Source organism: Paenibacillus sp. LS-5, assembly GCF_056121505.1.
The window spans coordinates 131,109-154,601 of record NZ_JBWAVA010000002.1 but is presented as its reverse complement, the minus strand read 5'-3'; the positions used below and the strand labels follow the sequence as shown (position 1 = coordinate 154,601).

Annotated in this window: 24 protein-coding genes; all 24 read right to left on the bottom strand. The window is 50.5% G+C overall.

Annotation, left to right across the window (positions count from 1 at the left end):
• Positions 1-46 precede the first annotated feature (46 nt).
• Positions 47-1,162 (bottom strand): Nif3-like dinuclear metal center hexameric protein, encoded by a 1,116-nt coding sequence (locus AC0MA3_RS03970; RefSeq protein WP_474655250.1) that lies wholly within the window; start codon positions 1,160-1,162, stop codon positions 47-49.
• Complete coding sequence (locus tag AC0MA3_RS03965) at positions 1,138-1,914, bottom strand: tRNA (adenine(22)-N(1))-methyltransferase (RefSeq protein WP_474655249.1); 777 nt, start codon at positions 1,912-1,914, stop codon at positions 1,138-1,140. The genes AC0MA3_RS03970 and AC0MA3_RS03965 overlap by 25 nt, the downstream gene beginning before the upstream one ends.
• Complete coding sequence (locus AC0MA3_RS03960) at positions 1,911-2,789, bottom strand: hypothetical protein (protein WP_474655248.1); 879 nt, start codon at positions 2,787-2,789, stop codon at positions 1,911-1,913. The genes AC0MA3_RS03965 and AC0MA3_RS03960 overlap by 4 nt, the downstream gene beginning before the upstream one ends.
• Positions 2,790-2,836: 47 nt before the next feature.
• Positions 2,837-3,970: an RNA polymerase sigma factor RpoD gene (rpoD, locus tag AC0MA3_RS03955; RefSeq protein WP_036683799.1), complete on the bottom strand. Its 1,134-nt coding sequence runs from the start codon at positions 3,968-3,970 to the stop codon at positions 2,837-2,839.
• 40 nt (positions 3,971-4,010) lie between these two features.
• Entirely contained in the window at positions 4,011-5,831 is a 1,821-nt protein-coding gene (gene dnaG / locus AC0MA3_RS03950; RefSeq protein WP_474655247.1) for a DNA primase, read from the bottom strand.
• Between the two features lie 39 nt (positions 5,832-5,870).
• Entirely contained in the window at positions 5,871-6,350 is a 480-nt protein-coding gene (locus AC0MA3_RS03945) for a YaiI/YqxD family protein (protein WP_379161155.1), read from the bottom strand.
• 200 nt (positions 6,351-6,550) lie between these two features.
• Positions 6,551-8,629: a glycine--tRNA ligase subunit beta gene (gene glyS, locus AC0MA3_RS03940; protein WP_474655246.1), complete on the bottom strand. Its 2,079-nt coding sequence runs from the start codon at positions 8,627-8,629 to the stop codon at positions 6,551-6,553.
• A complete protein-coding gene (glyQ, locus tag AC0MA3_RS03935) occupies positions 8,622-9,509 on the bottom strand; it encodes a glycine--tRNA ligase subunit alpha (protein ID WP_074112497.1) in 888 nt (295 codons plus the stop codon). Before glyQ ends, glyS begins: the two co-directional genes overlap by 8 nt.
• Before the next feature lie 437 nt (positions 9,510-9,946).
• A complete protein-coding gene (gene recO / locus AC0MA3_RS03930) occupies positions 9,947-10,702 on the bottom strand; it encodes a DNA repair protein RecO (RefSeq protein ID WP_474655245.1) in 756 nt (251 codons plus the stop codon).
• Positions 10,703-10,738: 36 nt separating this feature from the next.
• Entirely contained in the window at positions 10,739-10,882 is a 144-nt protein-coding gene (locus AC0MA3_RS03925; RefSeq protein ID WP_074085694.1) for a YqzL family protein, read from the bottom strand.
• A gap of 118 nt (positions 10,883-11,000) precedes the next feature.
• Positions 11,001-11,894, bottom strand: coding sequence for a GTPase Era (era, locus tag AC0MA3_RS03920; protein WP_074112500.1), 894 nt, complete (start codon positions 11,892-11,894; stop codon positions 11,001-11,003).
• 283 nt (positions 11,895-12,177) lie between these two features.
• The gene (gene cdd, locus AC0MA3_RS03915; protein WP_474655244.1) at positions 12,178-12,627 is read right to left on the bottom strand and encodes a cytidine deaminase; all 450 of its coding nucleotides are present in this window, start codon (positions 12,625-12,627) and stop codon (positions 12,178-12,180) included.
• 164 nt (positions 12,628-12,791) lie between these two features.
• Complete coding sequence (locus tag AC0MA3_RS03910; RefSeq protein ID WP_379161148.1) at positions 12,792-13,187, bottom strand: diacylglycerol kinase family protein; 396 nt, start codon at positions 13,185-13,187, stop codon at positions 12,792-12,794.
• Positions 13,187-13,684, bottom strand: a complete 498-nt coding sequence (gene ybeY / locus AC0MA3_RS03905; protein ID WP_379161146.1) for an rRNA maturation RNase YbeY — start codon at positions 13,682-13,684, stop codon at positions 13,187-13,189. Before ybeY ends, AC0MA3_RS03910 begins: the two co-directional genes overlap by 1 nt.
• Positions 13,681-15,936, bottom strand: coding sequence for an HD family phosphohydrolase (locus AC0MA3_RS03900; protein ID WP_474655243.1), 2,256 nt, complete (start codon positions 15,934-15,936; stop codon positions 13,681-13,683). Before AC0MA3_RS03900 ends, ybeY begins: the two co-directional genes overlap by 4 nt.
• A gap of 17 nt (positions 15,937-15,953) precedes the next feature.
• Positions 15,954-16,925 carry a PhoH family protein gene (locus tag AC0MA3_RS03895; protein WP_379161142.1) on the bottom strand — a complete coding sequence of 324 codons (972 nt, stop codon included), beginning with the start codon at positions 16,923-16,925 and terminating at the stop codon, positions 15,954-15,956.
• 15 nt (positions 16,926-16,940) lie between these two features.
• Positions 16,941-18,122 carry a sporulation protein YqfD gene (yqfD, locus tag AC0MA3_RS03890; RefSeq protein ID WP_474655242.1) on the bottom strand — a complete coding sequence of 394 codons (1,182 nt, stop codon included), beginning with the start codon at positions 18,120-18,122 and terminating at the stop codon, positions 16,941-16,943.
• Complete coding sequence (yqfC, locus tag AC0MA3_RS03885; RefSeq protein ID WP_474655241.1) at positions 18,119-18,412, bottom strand: sporulation protein YqfC; 294 nt, start codon at positions 18,410-18,412, stop codon at positions 18,119-18,121. The genes yqfD and yqfC overlap by 4 nt, the downstream gene beginning before the upstream one ends.
• A gap of 182 nt (positions 18,413-18,594) precedes the next feature.
• On the bottom strand, positions 18,595-19,173 hold the full coding sequence (locus tag AC0MA3_RS03880; RefSeq protein ID WP_474655240.1) for a hypothetical protein: 579 nt from the start codon (positions 19,171-19,173) through the stop codon (positions 18,595-18,597).
• Positions 19,174-19,188: 15 nt separating this feature from the next.
• On the bottom strand, positions 19,189-20,190 hold the full coding sequence (gene floA / locus AC0MA3_RS03875; protein WP_379161134.1) for a flotillin-like protein FloA: 1,002 nt from the start codon (positions 20,188-20,190) through the stop codon (positions 19,189-19,191).
• Positions 20,191-20,229: 39 nt separating this feature from the next.
• The gene (locus AC0MA3_RS03870) at positions 20,230-21,555 is read right to left on the bottom strand and encodes an NfeD family protein (RefSeq protein ID WP_474655436.1); all 1,326 of its coding nucleotides are present in this window, start codon (positions 21,553-21,555) and stop codon (positions 20,230-20,232) included.
• A 261-nt stretch (positions 21,556-21,816) separates the two neighbouring features.
• A complete protein-coding gene (locus AC0MA3_RS03865; protein WP_379161132.1) occupies positions 21,817-22,260 on the bottom strand; it encodes a GatB/YqeY domain-containing protein in 444 nt (147 codons plus the stop codon).
• A 15-nt stretch (positions 22,261-22,275) separates the two neighbouring features.
• Entirely contained in the window at positions 22,276-22,449 is a 174-nt protein-coding gene (gene rpsU, locus AC0MA3_RS03860; protein ID WP_005547957.1) for a 30S ribosomal protein S21, read from the bottom strand.
• Between the two features lie 141 nt (positions 22,450-22,590).
• Positions 22,591-22,950 carry a histidine triad nucleotide-binding protein gene (locus AC0MA3_RS03855; RefSeq protein ID WP_379161130.1) on the bottom strand — a complete coding sequence of 120 codons (360 nt, stop codon included), beginning with the start codon at positions 22,948-22,950 and terminating at the stop codon, positions 22,591-22,593.
• Between the last annotated feature and the right edge of the window lie 543 nt (positions 22,951-23,493).

Here is a 23,493-nt window from a genome sequence, read left to right as displayed (position 1 = left end):
ATATTATACAGACTTGCACCTTGACGCACAAGTGTAAATATGTGGTTTACAGGAAGGCAAAAGGCTCCGTATTCACTTGAGAGACATGCACCACTGTATCATACTTATGCTCAGTCAGCTTGTCCGTCATCCACTCGGCTACTTTCACTTTCATAATTTTCTCTGCGTTATGTCCTGGATCAATCAGAGCGATGCCTGCCAGAGCAGCATCCTGGGCGGTGTGATAATCAATGTCTCCAGTCACCAGCACATCAGCTCCTTTGAAGATGGCGCTATTGTAATATTTAGCGCCAGAGCCTCCCATTACGGCAGCTTTGCGGATGGGACGGTTCAAATCCCCAACGACACGCACATGCTCCACCTGCAGTCCGCTTTTGACCGTTTCAATGAACTGGCCCAGCGTGGTCGGCTCCTTGAGCTTCCCTACCCGTCCCAGTCCGAAGCTGCGGCCCTTAAGATCCATAGAATACAGATCATATGCCACCTCTTCGTAAGGGTGGGCTTTCAGCATCGCCTGCACGACTTTGTTACGGATGGGCTGGGGCACAATCGTCTCTATGCGGATTTCCTCCGCGCGCTCCAGCTTGCCCTGTTCCCCAAGAAACGGATCAGAGCCTTCTCTCGGGATGAATGTGCCATACCCTTCAATATTGAAGCTGCAGTGACTGTAATTACCAATCCAGCCCGCACCTGCATTCAGGATGGCATCCAGCACCTTCTGGTGATGATCCTTCGGCACAAATACCACCAGTTTGGACAACTGCTCGGTATGGATGTCCTTAATTGGAGCACCTTCCTGAATGCCGAGAGCTTCAGCCATCCAATCATTCATGCCGCCCTCGGCCACATCAAGATTCGTATGGCTGATATAGACAGCAATATCATTCTTAATCAGCTTCTCATAGAGCCTGCCCATTGGAGTATCCGTCTGAATTCCCTTGATCGGGCGGAAGATAATCGCATGGTGGGCGATAATCAGGTTACAGCCCAGCGATATTGCCTCATCCACAATAGTATCATTAACATCAAGCGCCACAAGGATACCGGTTATCTCCTTCTGCAGAGATCCCAGCTGGAGACCTACGTTATCCCATTCTTCCGCCAGATGCTTGGGCGCAAGCTGCTCCATATATCCGATTACAGTTTGGCCTTTGGCAAACATTCCAGCACCTCCGTAATTCGTCTGATCTGTTCATTGATCTTGCCGCGTTTTTCTTCTGCAGATTCCAGCTCCGAACGTGACAGAGAGGTAAGAATGCCTTCGAGCTTCGCAATCTCCCCTTGCCATTTGTCAAAGAAGGCTTCATTCGGTGCCTGGAGCAGCCAAGGTCCCATCGCCAGCAGCAACTCACGTTCACATACCACACTGGAAGACAGTCTGCGCTCCTGGTACAGCTGTTCATTCGTAATCCCTCCAGCAGCCTCTTCTCTAACTGCCGTCAGAATTTCATAGATCTTGCCGTCCTCTTCCAGAATATGCTCAGCGGTAAGCACCCATCCATGGTTCAAAAGCCAGCGGCGGAGGATATCCTCCCCCACATTCGGCTGCAGCGCAAGGGTTTTGACACCCTCAAGCTTTCCAAGGTTCAATCCCCGATCCAGGATGGATGCAATAAGGGAGCCTCCCATACCTGCAATGGTAATGCAATCGGCCTCTCCAGGCTCCAGCACCTCAAGCCCGTCTCCGCGTCGTACGTCGATCGACTTTCCCAGTCCGGCCTCTGCCACCCCTCTTCGGGCAGCTTCATACGGCCCCGGATTTACTTCTCCTGCGATAGCAGATCGTACTCGCCCGCTCCCTACAGCCGCTACAGGCAAAAGCGCATGGTCAGAGCCGATATCGGCAACCACGCTGCCCTGCGGAATTTGCTCCAGTACAAGCTGAAGCCGGTTTGATAATTTATTGTTATTCATGAGGTCACCCACATTATCCATTTTTTACGGAAAATAAACAGCAGAGCAAGACCTGCCGCAATCTTTAGTATCAGTATTAACGAAACCCACTGCGGAAAATCCGGTCTCAAGAGCAAAGCATCAATCTCAGGCATAATCCACAGACCTACACCTACGCCAAGGTAAACTCCTGAAACACCATTCACCCGGTGATGCAGCAACCAGCTCAGCCATACCATAAGTACGCATGGCGGTAAATACAATAGCTCCAGCTCGAGGATAGAGGCATCCGGGCGCATGTGGCCGAAGAATCCGGCATAGAGCAGTGTCCAGAAAGCAAAGCCGCAAAAATGCAAAAGACTAAGCCGGAGAAGAAAACCAAGAACGACCCACAGCAGTCCGCAGCCGGCAATCAGCACAGGCCTCCAGAAGTCCGGGTCCAGGTCATGCAGTGCAATAAGCCATAATCCGAATCCCAGGGTCAGTATGCTGCCTATCCCTGCTAGCATAAGACTGATCATGTTGTTCCGGTCCCTGTAAACCGCCGAGTAGCCATAACAAACAATAAGGACACAGAGTGCTGTTGCAAGTTGCAAAGGCCAGGGAAAAACGCTAAAATAAAGACCAATCAAGAAAATCAAGGAAATAATTCCAAAACCAAACAGCCAAATTTTGATGCTTCCCTGCTGAAGATTACGGAACGAAATTGGATTGCTGTCCTTCACCTCTGTCTCATCATCGTAGAGATTGGTCAAGAAATCACAATATTGCTCCGGTAACAATTTACTTCTTCTCCAGTACTGAATTTCTCTTAAAATAATTTCACGTTTTTCCAAGTTCAACGGTTCATCCCTCTTTCGGACCTTGACTCTGGCACTTACTACTATTTCATGCATAAAAGAACCTCCTGCCACCGTGCAGCAGAAGGTCCGGTTCAACACAACTATTCGAGGAAATCCTTGAGACGTTTGCTCCGGCTTGGGTGGCGAAGCTTGCGTAGAGCCTTAGCCTCGATCTGGCGAATCCGTTCACGGGTAACCCCGAACACTTTGCCTACTTCCTCAAGCGTTCTCGTCCGCCCGTCATCCAGGCCAAAGCGCAGACGAAGCACATTCTCTTCACGCTCGGTGAGCGTGTCCAGTACATCCTCCAACTGTTCCTTCAACAGCTCATAAGCAGCCGCATCCGCAGGCGCAAGAGCTTCCTGATCCTCGATAAAGTCACCCAAATGCGAATCATCCTCTTCACCGATCGGTGTTTCCAGCGATACCGGCTCCTGGGCAATCTTCATGATCTCTCTGACCTTTTCTACAGTCAGCTCCATCTCGGCGGCGATTTCTTCCGGCGACGGTTCACGTCCAAGCTCCTGCAGCAGTTGGCGGGATACCCGGATCAGCTTGTTAATGGTTTCCACCATGTGTACAGGAATCCGGATTGTCCGCGCCTGATCTGCAATCGCCCGTGTGATAGCTTGACGAATCCACCAGGTTGCGTACGTACTGAATTTGAATCCTTTGTTGTGGTCAAATTTCTCCACCGCTTTGATCAGACCCATGTTGCCTTCCTGAATCAAGTCCAAGAACAACATTCCGCGTCCGACGTAACGTTTGGCGATACTGACCACGAGACGAAGGTTCGCTTCAGCCAGACGGCGTTTTGCTTCCTCATCACCGTTCTTGATTCTCATCGCCAGTTCTACCTCGTCGTCAGCTGACAACAGCGGCACCCGTCCAATTTCCTTCAGATACATCCGGACAGGGTCATTAATCTTAATTCCCGGCGGGAGTGACAAATCGTCGTCGAAGCTGAAATCATCGCTGTCTTTGTCCTCATTGTCCTCACTTGGCCGAAGGCTGTTAACCTCTTCGTCATTCTCGTTGACAACTTCGATCCCCAGATCGCTCAGCTGCTCGTAGAATTCCTCCATTTGTTCGGGGTCTTGATCAAACGGCGACAATTTCTCCATAATATCTTTGTAGTTCAATGATGATCTTTTCTTGCCTTGCTCAATAAGCTGGTCCTTAACCTGATCCAGAGTAAATTCCGCTTCCAGTTCAGTGTGCTGATCGTTCGCCATAATTCGACTCCCTCCTCCCTAGGTACATCCTGTCAACTGCTCATTGTCTCTCTAGGGCTATAATCTCACTTGCTATTTGTGCCGCACGCAAAAAGTCGCCTGACTTCTCTGCTTGAATCATCTCTTCGCGTTTCAGTTCCATCCCGCGCTTTACGGGGTATTTCCGTACTTCACGGATACAATCATCCAGAACCTGCGTATTCCAGTCCGGAGGAGTGTCCATCATAGAAATGGCTGTGGCAGTCTTTTCCAGACGGTCATCCTGAAGCGATGATAGAAACCGGCTGATGCCGGGTGGTTTGCCTTGTGCGTAATAGGCATATAGATAAGCGGCTATTGCCGCATGATCATCGATGTTGAACTCTTCTCCGAGGCGTTCTCCTACATATGCTGCGACTTCCGGGTCCTGTATCATCAAGGACAGCAGGCGCCTTTCGGCAACATGGTAAGCCGGCAGCAAAGTCGGTGTTTGCACCTGCCCTTTTTTATGCCTACCATTATTCCACCTTTTGTCGTTATTATCCCCTTCGGGGATGTTTTTTTGCATCGACGCCCGAAGTAAATTGCAGTCCTGCTTCAAGCTATCATATGACAGCTCCAGCTCCGAGGCGATTTCACGGAGGTAGACCTCCCGCTCTGTGGAGGAGTGCAGGGATGCGATAATCTCCAGCGCCTCCTTGACATAGGCGATTTTACCGTCTTCCTCTAGGAGTATATGGTTTTTTTTCAGATATATAAGCTTAAATTTAATCGATGAGACCGCTGAATCAATGACTTGATCCTTGAAGCGCTCTCCGCCATAACGGGAGATGAACTCATCGGGATCGAGCCCGCTCGGAAGCATGGCAACCTTGACCCGCAGGCCATTGTCCTCCAGCATCGGGATAGCTTTAATCGCAGCAGCTTGTCCCGCCTTGTCACCGTCATAAGCCAGAACAATCTCATCCCCCAGGCTCTTCATCAACGCCACATGCCCATCTGTAAGTGAGGTCCCCATGGTAGCAACACCGTTATGCACACCTGCTTCCCAAGCCGAAATGACATCACCATAGCCTTCAAAAAGGACGATTTGCCGCGTTTTGCGGATGGATGCTTTGGATTGGTGCAAATTGTACAGAATACGGCTTTTGTTAAACAATCTGCTCTCAGGAGAATTCAAATATTTCGGCTGGCCATCCCCCAGAATTCTTCCGGCAAAAGCAATCACCTTTCCGGTGCGGTTCGCAATCGGGAAAATCACACGCCCGCGGAAGCGGTCAAGGTACCCTTTGCCTTCGCCTCTGGCTGACAGCAATCCGCCCTTCTCCATCTCGCCGAGATCAAAATTCCTTTTCTCAAGGAACTGCAGAAGTGTATCCCAGCGGTCCGGTGCGAAGCCGATTTGGAACTGGTCGATCATTTTGTCGCTGAAGCCCCGGGATCTCAAATAATCCATGGCGGCAGTGCCGTATTCCGTATTCTTCAGCAGAAAATGATAAAATTTTGCCGACAGCTCATAGGCCTGAATCAGCCGGTCACGCTCAGGATCAGGAGGAGACTGAATCCCCCCCACTCCTTCTGGAATAGATATATCGCTTTCTTCAGCCATGATTCGGACTGCTTCGGGGAAGGATAACCCTTCGATTTCCATCCTGAATTTGATGGCATTTCCACCCATACCGCAGCCAAAGCAATGAAAGACACCCCTGTCAGGGGTTACAGTGAAGGAAGGAGTTTTCTCCGAATGAAACGGGCAGAGGCCCCATAAATATTTCCCCTGCTTGGACAAATGGACAACCTTACCGACTGTATCGACAATGTCATGCCGTGCAAGCACATTCTCGATAACCTCTTCCGGAATATTACCTTGTCCGCTAGCCACTTCAACCACCTTCATCTCTTAACAAGTAAATATAATTCGCTATAGCTGTACATTCTCCTGCAAAATTGTTAAAAGTTTTGTCAGTTTATGTTGAAAATAATTTTTCTCTTCCGCAGTGATCGCTTTAGGTCCCTTGGAATAATGGCCCCTTCTGCGCTCCACGGCTCTGGCATGCCTGCCCTCCAGCATAAAATCCATTGTGGAATCTTCATATTCCTGCCCGCGGTTAGACAATACCCGGCAACGTTTGCCAAGCGCCAGTGCAGCAAGGCCATAATCCTGGGTAACAACAATGTCTCCTGCAGAAATATGATTGGCGATGTACAGGTCGGCGCTGTCTGCTCCCCGGTCCACTTGAACGATTGAAACGCCTGCTTCGCCCTTAAGCACATGATCGTAGGAAGAGACCATGATTACCGGGATACCGAACCTCCGGGCGACCGTAATAATTTCTTGCTTCACCGGACAAGCATCCCCGTCGACTACGATCTTTCTTTCCTGGGAACCTTCCATGAACATCACCAATTTCCCGTTTAATATATATACGCTTTGCCGGACAGAAATCCTTCTTTGAAAAGCATAAATACGGAACGAATGACAACTTACGCATTGGCACCGTTCCGTATATTTATACCCCAAACCATCGATCTATACCATAACTGCACAAAATTGTACATTTTGGGGTCGGATACAGACATCAGGGTCTTCTCAGAAAGTGACTACCACACCAGCTTGCCAAAGTCGGCAAAGGCTTTGGAATCCGCATCAATTCCGGCCAGCAGAGCCAAACGGTTCGTACGAATCTGCTCGTCTTCGGCCATGACCATTACAGAATCAAAAAATCCGGTAACCGCATCCTTCAGACCGGACAGAATCCGCAGCGCTTCCGCTGCATCTCTGGCTTTCAGAGCCTCCTGATAAGGTGTGTGAATAGCCTGCCAGGTTTCATACAGCTTCTGCTCTGCCTCTTCCTTCAGTAAAGAAGGTTCTACCGTACTGCCTGGAGCCGCTTTGGTTGCCAAATTGCTCACCCGTGTCAGTGAATCCACAGTAATTTTGAAATCGGCCTGATCATTTACTGTATCCATAAGCGCACGGCTTCTGCCTACTACAGCCACGATATCATCGAAGCCTGCCGCAATCACTGCATCCACAACATCATAGCGAACGTTGTCGGATAACAAGCGTTTTACGCGCAGTCCGAAGAACTCGTAAAGATTAATACGCAGGTCCGGGGTTAAATGTTTCTCTGTCCGTAAACTTTCATGGACTTCCACCGCTGCGTCAAAAATATCCTGTAAAGAGATGGCAAGCTTATGCTCAAGAACAATCTGCACAATACCTGCCGCCTGACGGCGAAGGGCATAAGGGTCCTGTGAGCCTGTCGGGATAATGCCGATGGAGAAGCAGCCGACAATGGTGTCTATTTTATCCGCAAGACTGACAACCATTCCCACTTCCGAGGCAGGGACCGCATCTCCTGCGAACCGCGGCTGATAGTGCTCGAAGATCCCTTTGGCAACCGCTTCAGGTTCCCCGGCCTTGCGCGCATAATCCTCACCCATGGTTCCCTGCAGTTCCGAAAACTCATTAACCATTTGGGTAACCAGATCGAATTTGCAAATATCAGCAGTCCGGCTAACTTCAGCAGCCGTACTATCGGATAGCCCCAGCTTAGCCGCCAGCCGGTCAGCTACTGCACGAATCCGGCGAACCTTATCACCTACGCTGCCCAGCTCTTCGTGATACACGATATTCTCGAGCTTAGCCAGCGCATCGCTGATCTGCAGCTTCTGGTCCTCTTCATAAAAGAACTTCGCATCCGACAGGCGTGCACGCAGCACCTTCTCATTACCTTTGGCGATTACGTCCAGCGACTGTGTATTGCCGTTGCGAACGGTAACGAAGAAAGGCAGAAGTGCACCCGCTGCGTCAAACACCGGGAAATAACGCTGATGCTCACGCATCGAGGTGATCAGCACATCCTGCGGAATGTTCAAGAATGAAGCGTCAAAGGTGCCAAACAGCACGGTCGGAGTTTCCACCAGGAACAATACTTCCTCCAGCAGATCTTCTTTGACCGCTATGGTCCAGTTCTTTTCTTCAGCAAGCTTGTTGATCTGGTTCAAAATCAGCTCTTCGCGTTCCTTCACATCTACCAGTACATGCTGGCTGCGCATAGTTTCCACATACTGTGCCGGCTCAGCTATGACCGATTCGGTTCCCAGGAACCGGTGTCCACGACTTACATTTCCGGCTTTGACGCCGGTAATTTCAAGATCCACAATCTCTTGGCCGAATAAAGCTACAAGCCAGCGGATCGGACGGACAAATTTGAAATCATACGCCCCCCAGCGCATATTTTTCGGGAAGGTCATCGAGTTTACAATACCGCTTAGTCCTTCAGATAACAGGGAGGAGGTGTTCACCCCGTCACTGTTCTTGGTAGCATAGATATATTCCACTCCAGCCAGCTCTTTAAACGTGAACTGTTCCGGTGAAACCCCTTGGCTGCGGGCAAAGCCGAGTGCAGCCTTACTCCAATCGCCGTTTGCATCCAGCGCGATTTTGCGGGAAGGGCCCTTCACTTCTTCACTTACATCCTCTTGTCTTTCCGCCGCATCCTTCACCAGAACTGTAAGACGGCGCGGCGTGGCATAGGCGCTTACTCCGCCATGGGAGATGCGCGAAGCTTCCAGCCATTTAGAGGTTCTATCCTGCAGCTGTTCCATCGCAGCACGGATGAAGCGGGCAGGAACCTCTTCAAGTCCGATCTCAAACAATATATCCTTAGACAAGGTCAGCACCTTCTTTCTTCAGCAGCGGGAAGCCTAGCTTCTCGCGTTCCTCCAGATATGTTGCCGCTACGGTGCGGGCAAGATTGCGGACTCTCGTAATAAAGCCCGTACGTTCGGTCACACTGATCGCTCCGCGCGCATCCAGAAGGTTGAAGGTGTGCGAGCATTTCAACACATAATCGTAAGCAGGGAACACAAGGTGCTTCTCCATGGCTCTGCGTGCTTCCTCTTCATACGTGTTGAAGAGTGTGAACAGCATTTTGACATCAGATACTTCAAAGGTATAGGTAGAATGCTCCACTTCCGGCTGGTGGAATACATCGCCATAGGTCATTCCGTCTACCCATTCCAGATCAAATACATTTTCCTTGTCCTGAATATAGGAAGCCAGACGTTCCATACCGTAAGTGATTTCGACAGCTACCGGACTGGTCTCAATGCCGCCGACTTGCTGGAAATACGTAAATTGTGTGATTTCCATACCATCCAGCCACACTTCCCAACCGAGACCCGCGCAGCCCAGGGATGGATTCTCCCAGTTGTCTTCGACAAAACGGATGTCATGTAAAAGCGGGTCTACCCCAAGCGCCTTCAGACTGTCGAGATACAGCTCCTGGATATTGTCCGGGGACGGCTTGATGATCACCTGGAACTGGTGATGCTGATACAGGCGGTTCGGGTTCTCCCCGTAACGTCCGTCTGACGGACGGCGTGAAGGCTCCACATAAGCTACCTTCCACGGTTCCGGTCCGAGCGAACGCAGGAAGGTCATGGGATTCATGGTTCCTGCCCCTTTTTCCGTATCATACGGCTGGACGAGAATACAGTTCTGTGCAGACCAGAACTGCTGCAGCGTTAAAATCATCTGCTGAAAATTCATACTACCGACTCCTTCGCTTCACAAGTTTAACTGCGCCTCTTGCCATGGTTCATTTGCCTGATGTGCGATGGAGGCGGCTAAGTCCTATCCTTGTGTGTTGCCGGATGCCATTAGCACCCTTACCACAAGGCAAAAAAGCTCCCGCCCCCATGCCTGATATACAGACATAGGGACGAGAGCTTGAAGTTACTCCCGCGGTTCCACCCTACTTGATCTCATCGATAGCGACGAAATCCACTTTCATTCAAGCCGCTTGCGTACTCCCGGGTGCCATGTTCATGAACGTTGTCCCGCCAGGCTTCCACTATCCCCGGCTCGCTTAAGCGACAATGATGTTCATTACTTTCCCGATCAATGCACGTTTCTCCATGTTAGGAGATATAACGGCACAACTATAAAAGAAACTGAACCTATAGTAACGGATTTTTTGCAATTCGTCAAATATGGTATTGATCCAGCTGGTCCAGGAAATTCTGTGACTTCAGCTTCAGCCCTAGCTGATGATCCATAAAGGCCCGCATGATCTTTTTGAGTTCAGCCCTCGTCTCTTCCTTCACATCTACGCTGCCAAGCCTTGTCAGATCAAGGGCAGCAAATAAACGCAGCAGCTTGAGAGCACGGGGGGAGACCTCCATTGCCGGAGGATCATTATGCCTGCAGCTGCGGCAGAGTACCCCGCCGAGGCGGGGGCTTACCCGCAATTCCTCATCAGGCTTGTCCAAGCCGCAGACGATACAATGGTCCAGCTGTGGACCGTAGCCTGCTGCCTGCAGGATTTTCATTTCAAAGACATTAGTAATGATGCCAGGCTCCTTGTCTTCCTCGAGCGCATTCAGGCAGGCAGAGAGCTGCCGGTACCAGAAGCTGCCGGTCTCCTCATCATGGAGCACACGGTCAAGCAGCTCGCAGGCGTATGAAGCATAAGCCGCCTTGACCAGATCCTCGCGAAGCGGATGGTGGGACTGTGTAATTTCTCCGGCATTCAGCGTGCCGAGTCCCCCATTGTTGCGAAAAAATACAAATTCCCCGGCAGTGAACAACTGGATCAAGGCAGCATGACGGCTTTTGACCTTTTTGGCCCCGCGCACAAGAACGCCTACTTTGCCGGCGTTCTCGGTGCAAAGCGTAATAATCGCGTTCCCCTCGCCGTAGTCCATGCTGCGGATGACGATCCCTTCCACCCTGTATAGCATGCCTCTTCCCCCAACCACTCGGCAAGCAACCAGTCCTTATTGCGCTTCTTCATCCAGGACCTTCTCTTCCTCCGCAGGCAGCTCTATGCTGCCACTGAGCGGATCTGCGGCTTCTTTGTACAGCAGATAAGCATCGACATCTCCAGTCATTGCAAAATACTTCCACGAAAAGTCTCGCATTCGTATTCATCCTTTCTTCGGAAACACGATGTCTCTTCAGAAATAGGATGTGCGATGGGCCAGGATCTATCCTTGCAATTCCTGCCAGGTGTATTTCAGAAAGCCGCAAATACGGATATTAAAGATCTTTGTGGAAGCCCAAATCACGCAGAACGCGGTCCTGGTTACGCCAGTCTTTTTTCACTTTCACCCACAGCTCCAAAAAAATCTTCGAACCCAGCAGGTTCTCAATATCCGTACGGGCCCGTCTGCCAACCTCTTTCAAGAGCGCACCCTGCTTGCCGATAATAATCCCTTTCTGGGAATCCCGCTCCACAAAAATAACAGCCGAAACATGGACAACGCCATTGGATTCAACACGCATATCCTCAATAGCAACCGCAATGGAATGCGGCACCTCTTCGCGGGTCAGATGCAGAATTTTCTCACGAATCAATTCCGCACAGACGAACTGTTCCGGATGGTCGGTAATCTGGTCATCGGGATAATACTGCGGGCCTTCCGGCAGATATTTCGCTACCTGGTCCAGCAGCGTATTTACATTGCTGCCGAGCTTGGCAGAGATCGGTACAATTTCAGCGAATTCATGCAGCTTGTTGTATTCGGTGATCAGCGGAAGCAGGGCTTCGGGCTCGATCTTATCAATTTTGTTCATCACAAGAATGACCGGTGTCTTGATTCCGTTCAGCTGCTCGGCGATATAGCGGTCACCGCCGCCCATACCTTCGGAAGCGTCCACCAGGAACAGTACGGCTTCCACCTCATGCAGCGTGCTCATTGCCGTCTGGTTCATGTAATCACCCAGCTTGGACTGTCTTTTATGGATACCCGGCGTGTCCAGGAATACAATCTGCGAATTGTTAGCAGTGTATACCCCGTGAATTTTGTTTCTGGTTGTCTGCGGCTTGTCCGACATGATGGCGATCTTCTGTCCAATCACCTGATTCATGAGTGTCGATTTGCCTACATTCGGTCTGCCGATAATGGCAACAAAGCCTGATTTGAATTTCATATAATCTTCTTCCTTCCTACTTCCTTCTTGATCCCTCTAAGGGCGTTTCGATCCCCCTAAATCCCCCTTAGCCAAGGGGGACCCCAAGGGCCCCGGACCTCTGGACACCCGGAATTGGGCGAAGGAGTGGCTCTGTGGCACATGGGAAGGAGGGATAGTGGACTGAGCGCTTTCGTTCCCTGCGGGAACACGCTTAACTGTGATGTTGTACTTTATACATTAGAATTCGCATATAAAAGGCTGTTTAACTTAGTGAGTCCCTGTATCAATCCTCGACTTCAGCTTACTCAGGAGCTTGGCCCTGCTCCAGATCGGATGGTCCAAATGCGCCTGGGAGTAAATCCCGGACAGTAGTCTCCTGAATATCCCCCCTCAGGTTGCCGAGAATGACCTTCATATCCGGAGGGCATAACTCTACCATGACTTGACGGCAGACGCCGCAAGGTGATACGGGTCCGTCTGTATCAGCAATGACTGCGATCGCCTTGAAGCTTCCGGCCTTATGGCCGTCCGCTATGGCGCGGAAAAGCGCAGTCCGTTCGGCACAGTTCGTCGGCCCGTATGCGGCATTCTCCACATTGCAGCCATGATGAATGTGGCCGTCCTGGTCCAGCAATGCGGCACCGACACCGAAACGGGAGTAGGGGATATAGGCATTGGCCCGTGCTTTGATCGCTTCTTGTAAGAGTAGGGCAGATTCCATAGTTGTCCTCCTAAGGATTTGTGTAAGCATATGCTCCCTTGAATTCACTTTGTACAAATCATGAAGTTCTGATACTTGAAACTTCCGTCTGATTATGTGAAGCTACACCGCATGAATTCCCATGGGTGAAGACAATGAAAGACGGAGCGCAAAACGCGGGTCCGCCTCTCCCATAAGCTTTAGTTGTACACTGATTATGACATAAGTCCGGTGATCCAGTCCATCACAGGATGATAAAATACATAGATCCCAGCGATGACAGCAAAGACTGCCGTCAGCAATACAGCACCTGCGGCGGTATCCTTCGCCTTTTTAGCTAAGGGATGAATCTCCGGGGAGACCAGATCAATCGTCGCTTCAATAGCGGTATTCAGCAATTCAGCAGTCAGAACGAGCGTAATCACAAGCAACAGCAGCATCCAGCTGGACAGGGGAAGCCTGAAAATGACAGCAGCAACAAGCACCAGCACAGCTAAAGTGCTGTGCACCTTCATATTCAGCTCGGATCGGAACGCTGAAGCAATGCCATGCGCAGCAAAACGAAAGGAGTGCCAGAACTTTTTGTGGCCCACCGCCGTATTCTTGACCATTAGCGGGTCAACCCGACCTGTGCCAGCACCTGCTCCTGCTTGGACATCATTTCAGCTTCCGAAGCCGCATCCTGATGATCATAACCCAGTAGATGCAGGAAGCCGTGGACAAACAGGAAGCCCAGCTCGCGTTCCAGGGAATGTCCATATTCCTGCGCCTGCTCCTGCGCCCGGGTCACGGAGATAATGATGTCGCCCAGAACATAGGGAACTTCTTCTCCTTCTCCATCATCCTGTGAAGCATATATAATCTCCGGCTCGTCTTCTCCGGTCTCGTTCATGGCAAAGGAGAGTACATCCGTCGGACGGTCTATCCCCCTGTACTCCATATTCAATTCGTGGATACGCTCATTATTGACAAAAGTGAGGTCCACTTCGCCTTCGTCAATCCCTTCCATTTGACCTGCCTTTTGCAAAATACTCTCCAGCAGGGCAATCAGCTCATCGCTTATTAGATGCTCATCCTGTTCGTTGTTCCAAACGATTGCTAGGCTCATGTGGTTACGGCCCCTTCCTCTTTTTTCGGTTTCTTCACATCCTCGGGATATTCGATCCGCGAGTGAAAAATCCCCATTACCGTCTCTTTCAGCGTCCGTGCGATAATATCTAACTCTTTGATCGTCAGATCGCATTCATCGAACTGATGATCATCCAGACGGCTTTTGATGATTTTTTCAATCATCGTCTCTACCTGCACCACTGTGGGTTTGCGGAGCGAACGGACGGCGGCTTCCACACTGTCTGCGATTCCGACCACCGCGGATTCTTTGGACTGCGCTTTCGGTCCGGGGTATCTGAAGTCATCTTCGGTGAAATCGGGCTCTACCCCTTTTTCTTCAGCAAGCTTAAGTGCCTTATGATAAAAATAATGCAGGAATGTCGTGCCATGATGCTGCTCGGCAATATCGCGGATAGGCTTGGGCAGCTTGTACTCTTTCTGCATTTCCACCCCATCCCGGGCATGCGACACAATGATCGACTTACTGAGCATCGGCTCAATCGAATCATGTGGATTCTCCATATTGTTCTGGTTCTCGATGAAATAAAACGGTCGTTTGGTCTTACCCACATCGTGATAATAGGATCCGACCCTGCAGAGTAGTCCGTCCGCACCAATCGCTTCCGCAGCAGCTTCAGAGAGATTGCCGACCATCACACTATGATGATAGGTACCCGGCGTTTCGGTAAGCAGCTTGCGCAGCAGAGGGTGATTCGGATTCGACAACTCCACAAGCTTCAGCGCTGACAGAATGCCAAAGGTCGCCTCGAAGAAGGGCATCAGACCAATAACCAGTACTGCAGTCAGCAGACCGCCGGCAAAAGAAAAGCCGATGGCATAGAGAGTCTGCGTCTGATTCCAGCCTCCTCCGCCAAGCAAGGTAAGCATAAATACCGTCAGGCAGCCGAATAGTGATACCATGATCCCGCCCTTTAGGAGCGTGGAACGCTGTCCTGCACGGTGGGTAGCGAAGATGGCCACATAACAAACAATAAGTGCAAAGAACCCGAAAGTGAAATCAAATACAGTGTTCTGCTGTACATTCAGAATAATACTAGCGAGTACACTGAATAAAATGGAACAAAAATAGGCCAAGGTCATATCCAGCAGCATGGTGATCAGCATTGCACCAATAGCAACCGGGGCCAGAAAACCGACATAAGAACGGACATCGGTCTGCAGAAACGCAGCCAGCTTCATGGTAATAATCGTAATGATAAATACCAGCACCAGCATCAGCAGCTGGGAATTATTATACTTAAAGCCTGAGGTGCCTCCGGTATAACGGATGAATGTCAGCAGGCCGAAGGACAGCATTGCCGCCAGCAGCAGCAGACCGAATTGCGGCCAGTAATTAACCTCATTGCTCAGCAGACCGTTATCATCCAGAAGTGCATATAACTCGGGAGTGATCAGCTCCCCTTTTGCCACAAGCACATCGCCTTGCTCGATGAACACATCAGGTGTATTCTCCCGGGCCTGTACCTTGGCTTCTTTGGTCGCATCCTCATCATAGAACTTGTTACTTGTAATGACGAGCCGTACCAGTTCCTGTACAACCTCACGGGCCGTGCGCTGGCTCAGCGAGCTGACACTGACCTGCTCAGCCACTTTGGCACGTGCGGTCTGGGCATCGGTAATCTGGTCATTCATCAGCTTGGTAACGATATCCCTGGCGACCGGCTTCATCTCGATAATATCCTGCGAGGTCAGACGCGGAATCTTGATAAACGTCTCTTCCGGGATAACATAGGTCTGATCCTTAATCACCGACTGCATTTCATCCAGCAAATGCTCAGAATAGGCACCGGAATTACGGCTGGAGGTCACAAAGTTCAGTATAAAATCATTCGCCCGCTGAGGAATCTCCTCGCGGTAAATTGCCGTTTTGTCGGACTGCGAGATAAGATCATCCTGATTCAGGCGGTCTATCCGGTCAAGCAGAGAGGTTACTAGATTGTCCGCTCTCATCGGAATGATCGCATAACGGTTGGTTACGTTCTCAGCCGCTTCTTCCTGGGCTTTCAGCTTGGCTTTGGTGTCTAGGATTTGTTTGGGTGCAGTGATCTCTTTGGCGCTGCGGGTTCCCTCTTTGATATCATATTTCTTAGGTACCAGGTCAGGGGATAGGCTGAAGTAGAAAACAAGCCCCAATAACAGGAAAAGAGCATAGCGCGTTGCCGCGCTATACTTCCAGCCATTATTGCTGTATACAAATCCGCTTAATTTTGATGGTTGCTTTGAGGCCATGAAGACAGTCCCCTTTTTTATTCGAGGTTTTCGGCAGAGCGTTCATAGGCGACGATAATTTTCTGTACCAGGGAATGCCGGACAACGTCCTGTTCAGCAAAATAGACAAAACCCAGCTCATCAATGCCGGATAAAATGGCTTTGGCTTCAATCAGACCGGATTTCTTGCCGCGCGGCAAGTCGATCTGGGTGACATCCCCCGTAATCACCATCTTGGAGCCGAACCCAAGTCGGGTCAGGAACATTTTCATTTGTTCCGGGGTGGTATTCTGGGCTTCGTCTAGAATGATAAAAGAATCATCCAGCGTGCGTCCGCGCATGTAAGCAAGCGGAGCAATCTCAATCAGGCCGCGTTCAAGCGCCTTGGCGACCTGATCAGGGCCCATAACGTCGTACAGCGCGTCGTACAGCGGACGGAGATAGGGATCCACCTTTTCCTGCAGATCACCAGGGAGGAAGCCCAGGCTCTCGCCAGCTTCTACAGCCGGACGAGTTAGAACTATACGTTTGACGGAACCTTCCTTCAGCGCTGTAACGGCCAGCACAACGGCAAGATAGGTTTTGCCGGTACCTGCAGGCCCGATGCCGAAGACGATGTCCCGCTTTTTGATGGTAGTTACGTAATGCTTCTGACCAATGGTTTTCACACGGATAGGCTTGCCGCGGAAGGTTGTCGTGATTTCACCCTTGAACAAATCAAGCAGCTGGTCGGCCCGGAAATCCTTGGCCAGCTCCACCGCATACTGAATATCCCGTTCACTGAGTATGTAGCCGCTGCGAATCAGCGAGAGCAGTACAGTAAGCAGTTGTCCCAGCATGTCCACTTCCCGTTCCGCTCCGCGAATCGTAATTTCAGCTTCACGCGAGTCAATAACGGCAGGAATTTCACTTTCGATAATTTTCAGAAAACCATCCTGCGGGCCGAACAGGGATTGCGCTTCTCCCGCATTTTGCAAAGATATACGAATGCTTGCAGTCTGTTCTGACAAGTAGCCTCATTCTCCTCAGTTGTTTACTAGCGGAAGTTCTTCCGTAATTCTCTCTTCCACTTCAAAGAGCACTTTCATATAAACTTTACCATTGTCTTTCTTCTCATGCAAAATTTTTTGACTTTTTATGGTGCTGTCTGTGCCGTAACGGGCCAAAATATCATTCTTCGCCCGGGTTATTCCCTCTAACCGCGCAGCTTCGGGTGTCAGCGTCTCAGCCGTGCTGCGCACCTCCATCTCCTTCTCAGTCATCAGTCCCAGCGGCAGCTGGAATGACCGCCATGTCAGCGGATCATGCTCCGTGAGCGTACGTGATTCAGTAAAGCCTGATACCCCGTATCCCCACAGCTGAATCGCCCATTTGCCAAGCACCAGATAGGTGCGATCCTTCCGTTCCCCTGTAAATGAGCTTCCTGTCCTTTTCAGCGGCACCTCTATATTATATTCGTGCCAGACGAGCCCCTTCACCTCGCCTTTGGCAACCACAGATTGCATGTTTTCTTCATCACCAAGCGTACCGGAGATTAATATCTGGCCCTTTTTCACACGCATGTTGCGGCTTACTACAGGCCTGCCCTGCTCCGCGTAGATTTCACTGACCACTGCATCGGTCCTGCTGACCAGATGACGCGGACTGAGCAAAGGCTTGTTCTCCGGCTGGTCAGACTCGACAATCTGGATTTTGACGCTAGTCCCTGTCCGCTGTACGCCTACCCAGGAGACGCCTGGGAGCTCTGAAGTCAGTGCCTTAGAGAGCTTGTCCGGATCATCCATGCGCCATATCCACTGGAAAGGGTATACCCCCTCCTGACGTGCGGCCTGCAGGATATCCTCGGAGGCAATCCTGTTGTTGCCTTCTATTCGGATGGTCCATATCATCGAGGACAGCAGCAGAAGACTAATTCCAAACAGGAGTAGACCTGCGGCAAAAAACTTCCGTTTCCACAATCTGGCCGCCCGGAAAGGCAGTCCATTTCGGGCTATGATCCGCGAACGGCAGCCTGTCTTTTTCAAGAGCGGCCGAAGGACAAAAAAATCATCCAGCAGCAGATTTAGGGTAGCACCGTTGTCGGCAGGCCTGACGTTCCAGATCACAATGTCTGCTTCGGTTACTGCGTTGATAAACTTTTCCACCTGCGGTCCCGTCACATGCAGTGTAACGAACCCCCGCAGTGATGACAGAGGCGGTTCCTTCATAATTTCTCCTCGCTTCCCTTATATCTGATTTCTCCGATAATCCCCTCTACGGTCAGCTCCTGGCCCAGAATATTACGAATCATCAGCCCCTCGCCGGAAATCTCCAGCGAACCGTTTACTAACGCCAGCTTCAACTGCCCGGAGGAAAAATGCAGCACGCCGCGGTGGTTTTCGATATACAGTTCTTTATTGCCGATCAGGGTGATACGGGGCAGCTCCTGCAGTACATCCTGCGGAAGATCCAGCACCCCGTTTGTCCATCCCCGCAGCCTGCGGCCAATACGGGTCATAAGTAGACTTCTCCCCCTTCCTGCCTTCTGTACACCTTATGCGGGATCGCTTTTGTTTATGAGAAGAACTGGGGAAGTGTAGCACTTGTACATGCTTAGGTTGGCAAAAAAAGCTCCGGATTCCTGATCGGAACCCGAAGCTTAGTGAAGCGTTGACATATACAGTTTGTGGTCCGTACAGATTATCTGCGAAAAGTGCGGGGCTGACGTGACCGCGGCGGGCCCAGTATTTCCGCCCATAAGAGACCTTCCCGCAGGGCCTTACGGTCTGCAGTGAATTCCCGACCAATCTCCTGGGCGGCTTCTGGCCGTGTCCTAGCGCTCCCGGTGTTTGGGGTGGCGCCGTTCCCGCCAAATTGCGATTCCAGGCGCTTCAGCTCACGCTCCATGCGTTCTGCACGGATCTGCACGCTGTCTTCCGGGATATACTCTAAGGAAACCCCTTCCCCGGTCTGGTAATCGGGAGATGGTGATTCAGCAGATTCCGGCCATGCTGGAGAAGCATCATACCCCGTTTCCGGGTAAGAAGATGAAGGACGGCTTAGGGTAGTGGAATCTGCCCTAGGTTCAGGAAAACCGCTGCGCTCATTTCCAAGTCTGCCCTGCGTTCGCCGGGAGGGTTGCAGCGGATTCCCTCCGCCGCCGCCAAATGTAGGCATCCCTCCGCGCGGAGCAGCGGAACCCTTCTTTTTCCCCGCCTTATTCAGACTCGAAATGATTCCAATGATGATAATCGCCACTACATAAATCAAGCTGCCCATGGGACTCTCAACCCCTTATTTATTGGTTGGACGGCTGTTGTCTTCACCATCGTTTAATTTGCCTAACGAACCGCGCATTTGCGTGTCAGCTTCGATATTTTTGAGATTCATATAATCCATTACTCCAAGCTTGCCTGAGCGCAGCGCTTCCGCCATAGCCAGCGGCACTTTGGACTCGGACTCGACTACAAGCGCCTTCATCTCGACGACCCGGGCCTTCATTTCCTGCTCATGGGCTACAGCCATTGCTCTGCGCTCTTCTGCTTTGGCCTGGGCGATCCGTTTGTCTGCTTCAGCCTGTTCGGTCTGCAGATAGGCACCGATGTTCTTGCCCACATCAATATCCGCGATATCTATGGACAGAATTTCAAAAGCCGTCCCCGAATCCAGCCCCTTGGATAATACAGTACGGGAGATGGAATCTGGATTCTCCAGTACATCCTTATGGGAATCACTTGAACCGACTGTGGTAACAATCCCCTCACCAACACGGGCGATAATGGTTTCTTCGCCTGCACCACCGACGAGACGGTCAATATTGGCGCGTACGGTTACTCTCGCTTTTACCTTAACCTCGATACCATTCTTGGCAACAGCGGCTACAATCGGAGTCTCAATGACACGCGGATTAACGCTCATCTGTACTGCCAGCAGCACATCACGTCCAGCCAGATCGATCGCAGCGGCACGCGTGAATTCCAATGGAATGTCTGCGCGCTGTGCAGCGATTAGTGCATTCACAACCCGGTCAACATTCCCGCCTGCCAGGTAATGGCTTTCGAGCTGATTGATATTCACGCCAAGCCCGGCCTTGGTCGCCTTGATCAGCGGATTAACAATCCGGCTTGGCGTAACCCGCCGCAGTCTCATCGCCACAAGGGTAATAATACTGATTCGAACACCCGCAGCCCAAGCTGAAACCCATAGCATGACCGGGAAAAAGCTGAAAAACACACTCAGCACAATAATGACAACAACCGCGATCAGCAAAATAGTAATAGTAGACGCTTCAATCATACCTCTTTCAACCCCCGTTAAAATGTAATTTCATAATTCTCACTTCTCGGCTTCCTTCACAACCACACGTCCGCCCTCGACCTTAATCACCGTGATGGAAGCGCCCGCGGCAATAAAAGAGCCCTCAGTAACCACATCCACCCGCTCCCCATTCAGATTGACCGTTCCAGCCGGACGAAGCGGCGTAATACTGACGCCGGAGGCTCCAACCAAACTAAGTTTCTCCAGCACAGGCACAAATCCCTGCTCTTTGGTGAGACTGTCTTTCAGAATAAATCGGTTCCATATACCCCGATCCTTGAACACGACAGCTACGATGATAATAACGACTGCCGCTGCCGCAAAAGCAATGCCCAGGCTGAATAACGCATGAGTATAGCTGTATGCAGCCCTAACTACGCCCGCTACGAGGAGTACAGAGCCAAGGATACCGAGTATGCCAAAGCTCGGAACAAACAGTTCCAGAATCAGCATCACAAGCCCCAGAATGAATAACAGCCACGTCTCGGCACCCGCAAAACCCGCCACATAATTGCCGAAGAAATACAGCGCAAAGGCCAGTGTGCCGACAATCCCGGGAACCCCAAAGCCCGGAACCAGCATCTCGATGACAACCCCCGCAATTCCGATGAAGAGCAGAAGCGTCATCACAATCGGATTGGTCAGAAAATGCGACATTTTCTCCGCACCTGTATGCTCCACGCGAAAGATGTCGTCTGTTGAATAGCCCAGTGAGCTGATCGCTTCTTCAGGTGTACCGGCAATGCTGTCTGCATAACCGGCTTTGAGCGCTTCATCGCTGCTCAGTGCGATAATCTGGCCCAGTTCCTTCTTCACGCCCAGCTCGGGCTTGTTGACGACAATATTCTTATCCATCATCCCGGCGGCTATTTCCGGATCTCGACCATTCAGTTCAGCGGCACCAACCATTTTAGCCTTCCAGTAGGACACCAGCTTGGCGTCATCCACACTATTCCCTCTGCCGTCTACCAGGGAAGCAGCGCCGATCATACTGCCTGGCTTCATAATGATGCTTCCAGCGTTGAGCGCAATATAGCTGCCTGCCGAAGCGGCATCCCCCCTAATATAAGCTGCCGTCGGAATTTCACTGTCGCGTACCATCGTGCCGATCTGTTCGGCCGAATCCACAAGTCCGCCCGGCGTGTCAATTTCCAGCAGAATCAGCACAGCGCCGTAATTTGCAGCCTCCTGAAATCCCCGCTCCAGAAAGCTCTGCAGCCCCCGCTCAATCTCCTGATCTACCGGAATGATAAATACAGGCCCGTTTTTGGACGCCGGTGCAGTTCCTGACGGTGAACGCGGTGTTGCCTTGTCTGCGCTCGCCGCACCCGCTATGGGTATCATCAGCAGCAACAATAGGAGAACGGAAATACTGGACATCACGATTTTACGAAATCTGTCCAAGGGCTTACCTCCTCTTTCACAAAATTCCAGTTTATAGTGCTTAGTACGCCTGTTAGTCATCTGCGTTTCAAAACAAAGCTAAAAAGGGACACGATATAAGTCTAGGCCTATACCGTGTCCCTAACGCAATCCTATTAAACAAAAATGCTTACTTCCCTGAAAATGAAAAACACCCCTTAAGAAAGGGGTGCTAGCGTTATATTATTGCAGAAATTGCAGAACCGCCTGGTTCACGAGTTTACCATCGGCGCGACCTTTTACCTTAGGCATCAGTGCGCTCATCACCTTACCCATTTCACTTTTCGAAGAAGCACCGGTTTCCTGGATGGTCTGCTGTACAATTACTTTAATTTCTTCTTCGGAAAGCTGATCAGGAAGGTATTTCATGATAATCTCGATTTCTGCCTTCGTACTCGCGGCAAGCTCGTCGCGACCCGCTGATTCAAATTCTTGGAGGGCATCTTTGCGCTGTTTGATTTCACGACTTAGGATATCAAGCACTTCGCTGTCGTCTAATGTTCTCTTCAAATCTATTTCAAGATACTTTATTGTAGAACGAACCATTCGAATCGTGGAGAGTGTGAACTTGTCCTTACTCTTCATCGCTTGCTTCATATCTTCGTTTAATCGTTCGCTAAGATTCATGCGTGGGTAATCCTCCTAAAACTTTCTCTTACGAGCAGCCTCAGACTTCTTCTTGCGCTTTACGCTTGGCTTTTCATAATGCTTGCGTTTCTTCACCTCAGCCAAGACACCATCTTTAGCAATGGAACGTTTAAAGCGACGAAGTGCAGCATCAATTGTCTCGTTTTTGCGAACTTTCGTTTCAGACACCAGTTTTCCCTCCCTCCGACCAGACCGTCCAAGAGCATAACAACACGGTTCATCAAATTTCATTATAGGTCAAAGCGAAATAAGGTGTCAACCTTCGTGTTATTCTTTTTTTCGGCCGGGTACTTCCGTATTTAAAATCTGTCAGGCGTGGGATGCCGAATTTCCGACAAGAGCGCCTAATTTGGCCCCGCCAAGCAAGTGATAGTGAAGATGAGGCACGGCCTGTCCGCTGTCCGGTCCGCAATTGTTAATCAGACGGTATCCGCTGTCTGCAATTCCAAGCTTAACAGCAATCTGCTGCGCCACAGCGTGAATCTCACCGATCAGCGGCAGGTCTTCAGGTGCAACGTCATTCATGGAAGCTATGAATTTCTTCGGAATAATCAGCACATGTACCGGAGCTGCAGGCTCAATATCATAAAATGCCAGAATCCGATCATTTTCGAATACCTTATTGGATGGTATCGAACCTTCAATAATTTTGCTAAACACGGTTTCCATGGGGACGTTTCCTCCTATTAGTGTTGGTGAAAAGCCAGCAAGTTAATCCGGCTTGTACTAATCCGTGCTCGGGAATGGCTTGCTTCGCGGCATCATCATTATATGTCTCTTATCATACAGGATAATTACGGTTAGGGAAAGGCAGCCACCGGAGGAGGTGTGGAAACGGAGATCGTGCTGTGTAAGAATTCGGAAGGGTAAGAGATGGGAAGGAGAAGGAATAGGTAATAGAATATTCAGATTGCGATGTAGACATCTAAACGGACAGGTGATAAATGATGAAAGATATGAAGATGATCCACCTTACTGTTATAGATACAGGGTGATGATTAGCTCTTGAAAAATATATAAGCATGACAAGCTTTCGGCAAACCAAGAAATCCGTCTCAAAAAAGACAAAAAAAAAGAAACACCCTATCAGCTTAGAAAGCTGATTCGGCGGCGGACGTATGAAAAGGAGATTAGCTCCCGGTCATACGTCCGCCGAGGTGTTTCAAAATGATGTCGGCTTAGCTGTATTATAACAAGGGGATGATACTGTAT

What these genes read in the sequence shown, in the direction of transcription:
- AC0MA3_RS03945 (WP_379161155.1), bottom strand. Translation starts at nt 6,350, where the DNA reads ATGTTCATGGAAGGTTCCCAGGAAAGAAAGATCGTAGTCGACGGGGAT.
- era (WP_074112500.1), bottom strand. Translation starts at nt 11,894, where the DNA reads ATGAAATTCAAATCAGGCTTTGTTGCCATTATCGGCAGACCGAATGTA.
- AC0MA3_RS03880 (WP_474655240.1), bottom strand. Translation starts at nt 19,173, where the DNA reads ATGGGCAGCTTGATTTATGTAGTGGCGATTATCATCATTGGAATCATT.
- floA (WP_379161134.1), bottom strand. Translation starts at nt 20,190, where the DNA reads ATGATTGAAGCGTCTACTATTACTATTTTGCTGATCGCGGTTGTTGTC.
- AC0MA3_RS03870 (WP_474655436.1), bottom strand. Translation starts at nt 21,555, where the DNA reads ATGATACCCATAGCGGGTGCGGCGAGCGCAGACAAGGCAACACCGCGT.
- yqfC (WP_474655241.1), bottom strand. Translation starts at nt 18,412, where the DNA reads ATGACCCGTATTGGCCGCAGGCTGCGGGGATGGACAAACGGGGTGCTG.
- AC0MA3_RS03925 (WP_074085694.1), bottom strand. Translation starts at nt 10,882, where the DNA reads ATGCGAGACTTTTCGTGGAAGTATTTTGCAATGACTGGAGATGTCGAT.
- AC0MA3_RS03965 (WP_474655249.1), bottom strand. Translation starts at nt 1,914, where the DNA reads ATGAATAACAATAAATTATCAAACCGGCTTCAGCTTGTACTGGAGCAA.
- AC0MA3_RS03960 (WP_474655248.1), bottom strand. Translation starts at nt 2,789, where the DNA reads ATGCATGAAATAGTAGTAAGTGCCAGAGTCAAGGTCCGAAAGAGGGAT.
- AC0MA3_RS03970 (WP_474655250.1), bottom strand. Translation starts at nt 1,162, where the DNA reads ATGTTTGCCAAAGGCCAAACTGTAATCGGATATATGGAGCAGCTTGCG.
- cdd (WP_474655244.1), bottom strand. Translation starts at nt 12,627, where the DNA reads ATGCTTACACAAATCCTTAGGAGGACAACTATGGAATCTGCCCTACTC.
- AC0MA3_RS03855 (WP_379161130.1), bottom strand. Translation starts at nt 22,950, where the DNA reads ATGGAAACCGTGTTTAGCAAAATTATTGAAGGTTCGATACCATCCAAT.
- ybeY (WP_379161146.1), bottom strand. Translation starts at nt 13,684, where the DNA reads ATGAGCCTAGCAATCGTTTGGAACAACGAACAGGATGAGCATCTAATA.
- AC0MA3_RS03900 (WP_474655243.1), bottom strand. Translation starts at nt 15,936, where the DNA reads ATGGCCTCAAAGCAACCATCAAAATTAAGCGGATTTGTATACAGCAAT.
- glyQ (WP_074112497.1), bottom strand. Translation starts at nt 9,509, where the DNA reads ATGAATTTTCAGCAGATGATTTTAACGCTGCAGCAGTTCTGGTCTGCA.
- AC0MA3_RS03865 (WP_379161132.1), bottom strand. Translation starts at nt 22,260, where the DNA reads ATGAATCTTAGCGAACGATTAAACGAAGATATGAAGCAAGCGATGAAG.
- rpoD (WP_036683799.1), bottom strand. Translation starts at nt 3,970, where the DNA reads ATGGCGAACGATCAGCACACTGAACTGGAAGCGGAATTTACTCTGGAT.
- AC0MA3_RS03910 (WP_379161148.1), bottom strand. Translation starts at nt 13,187, where the DNA reads ATGGTCAAGAATACGGCGGTGGGCCACAAAAAGTTCTGGCACTCCTTT.
- recO (WP_474655245.1), bottom strand. Translation starts at nt 10,702, where the DNA reads ATGCTATACAGGGTGGAAGGGATCGTCATCCGCAGCATGGACTACGGC.
- yqfD (WP_474655242.1), bottom strand. Translation starts at nt 18,122, where the DNA reads ATGAAGGAACCGCCTCTGTCATCACTGCGGGGGTTCGTTACACTGCAT.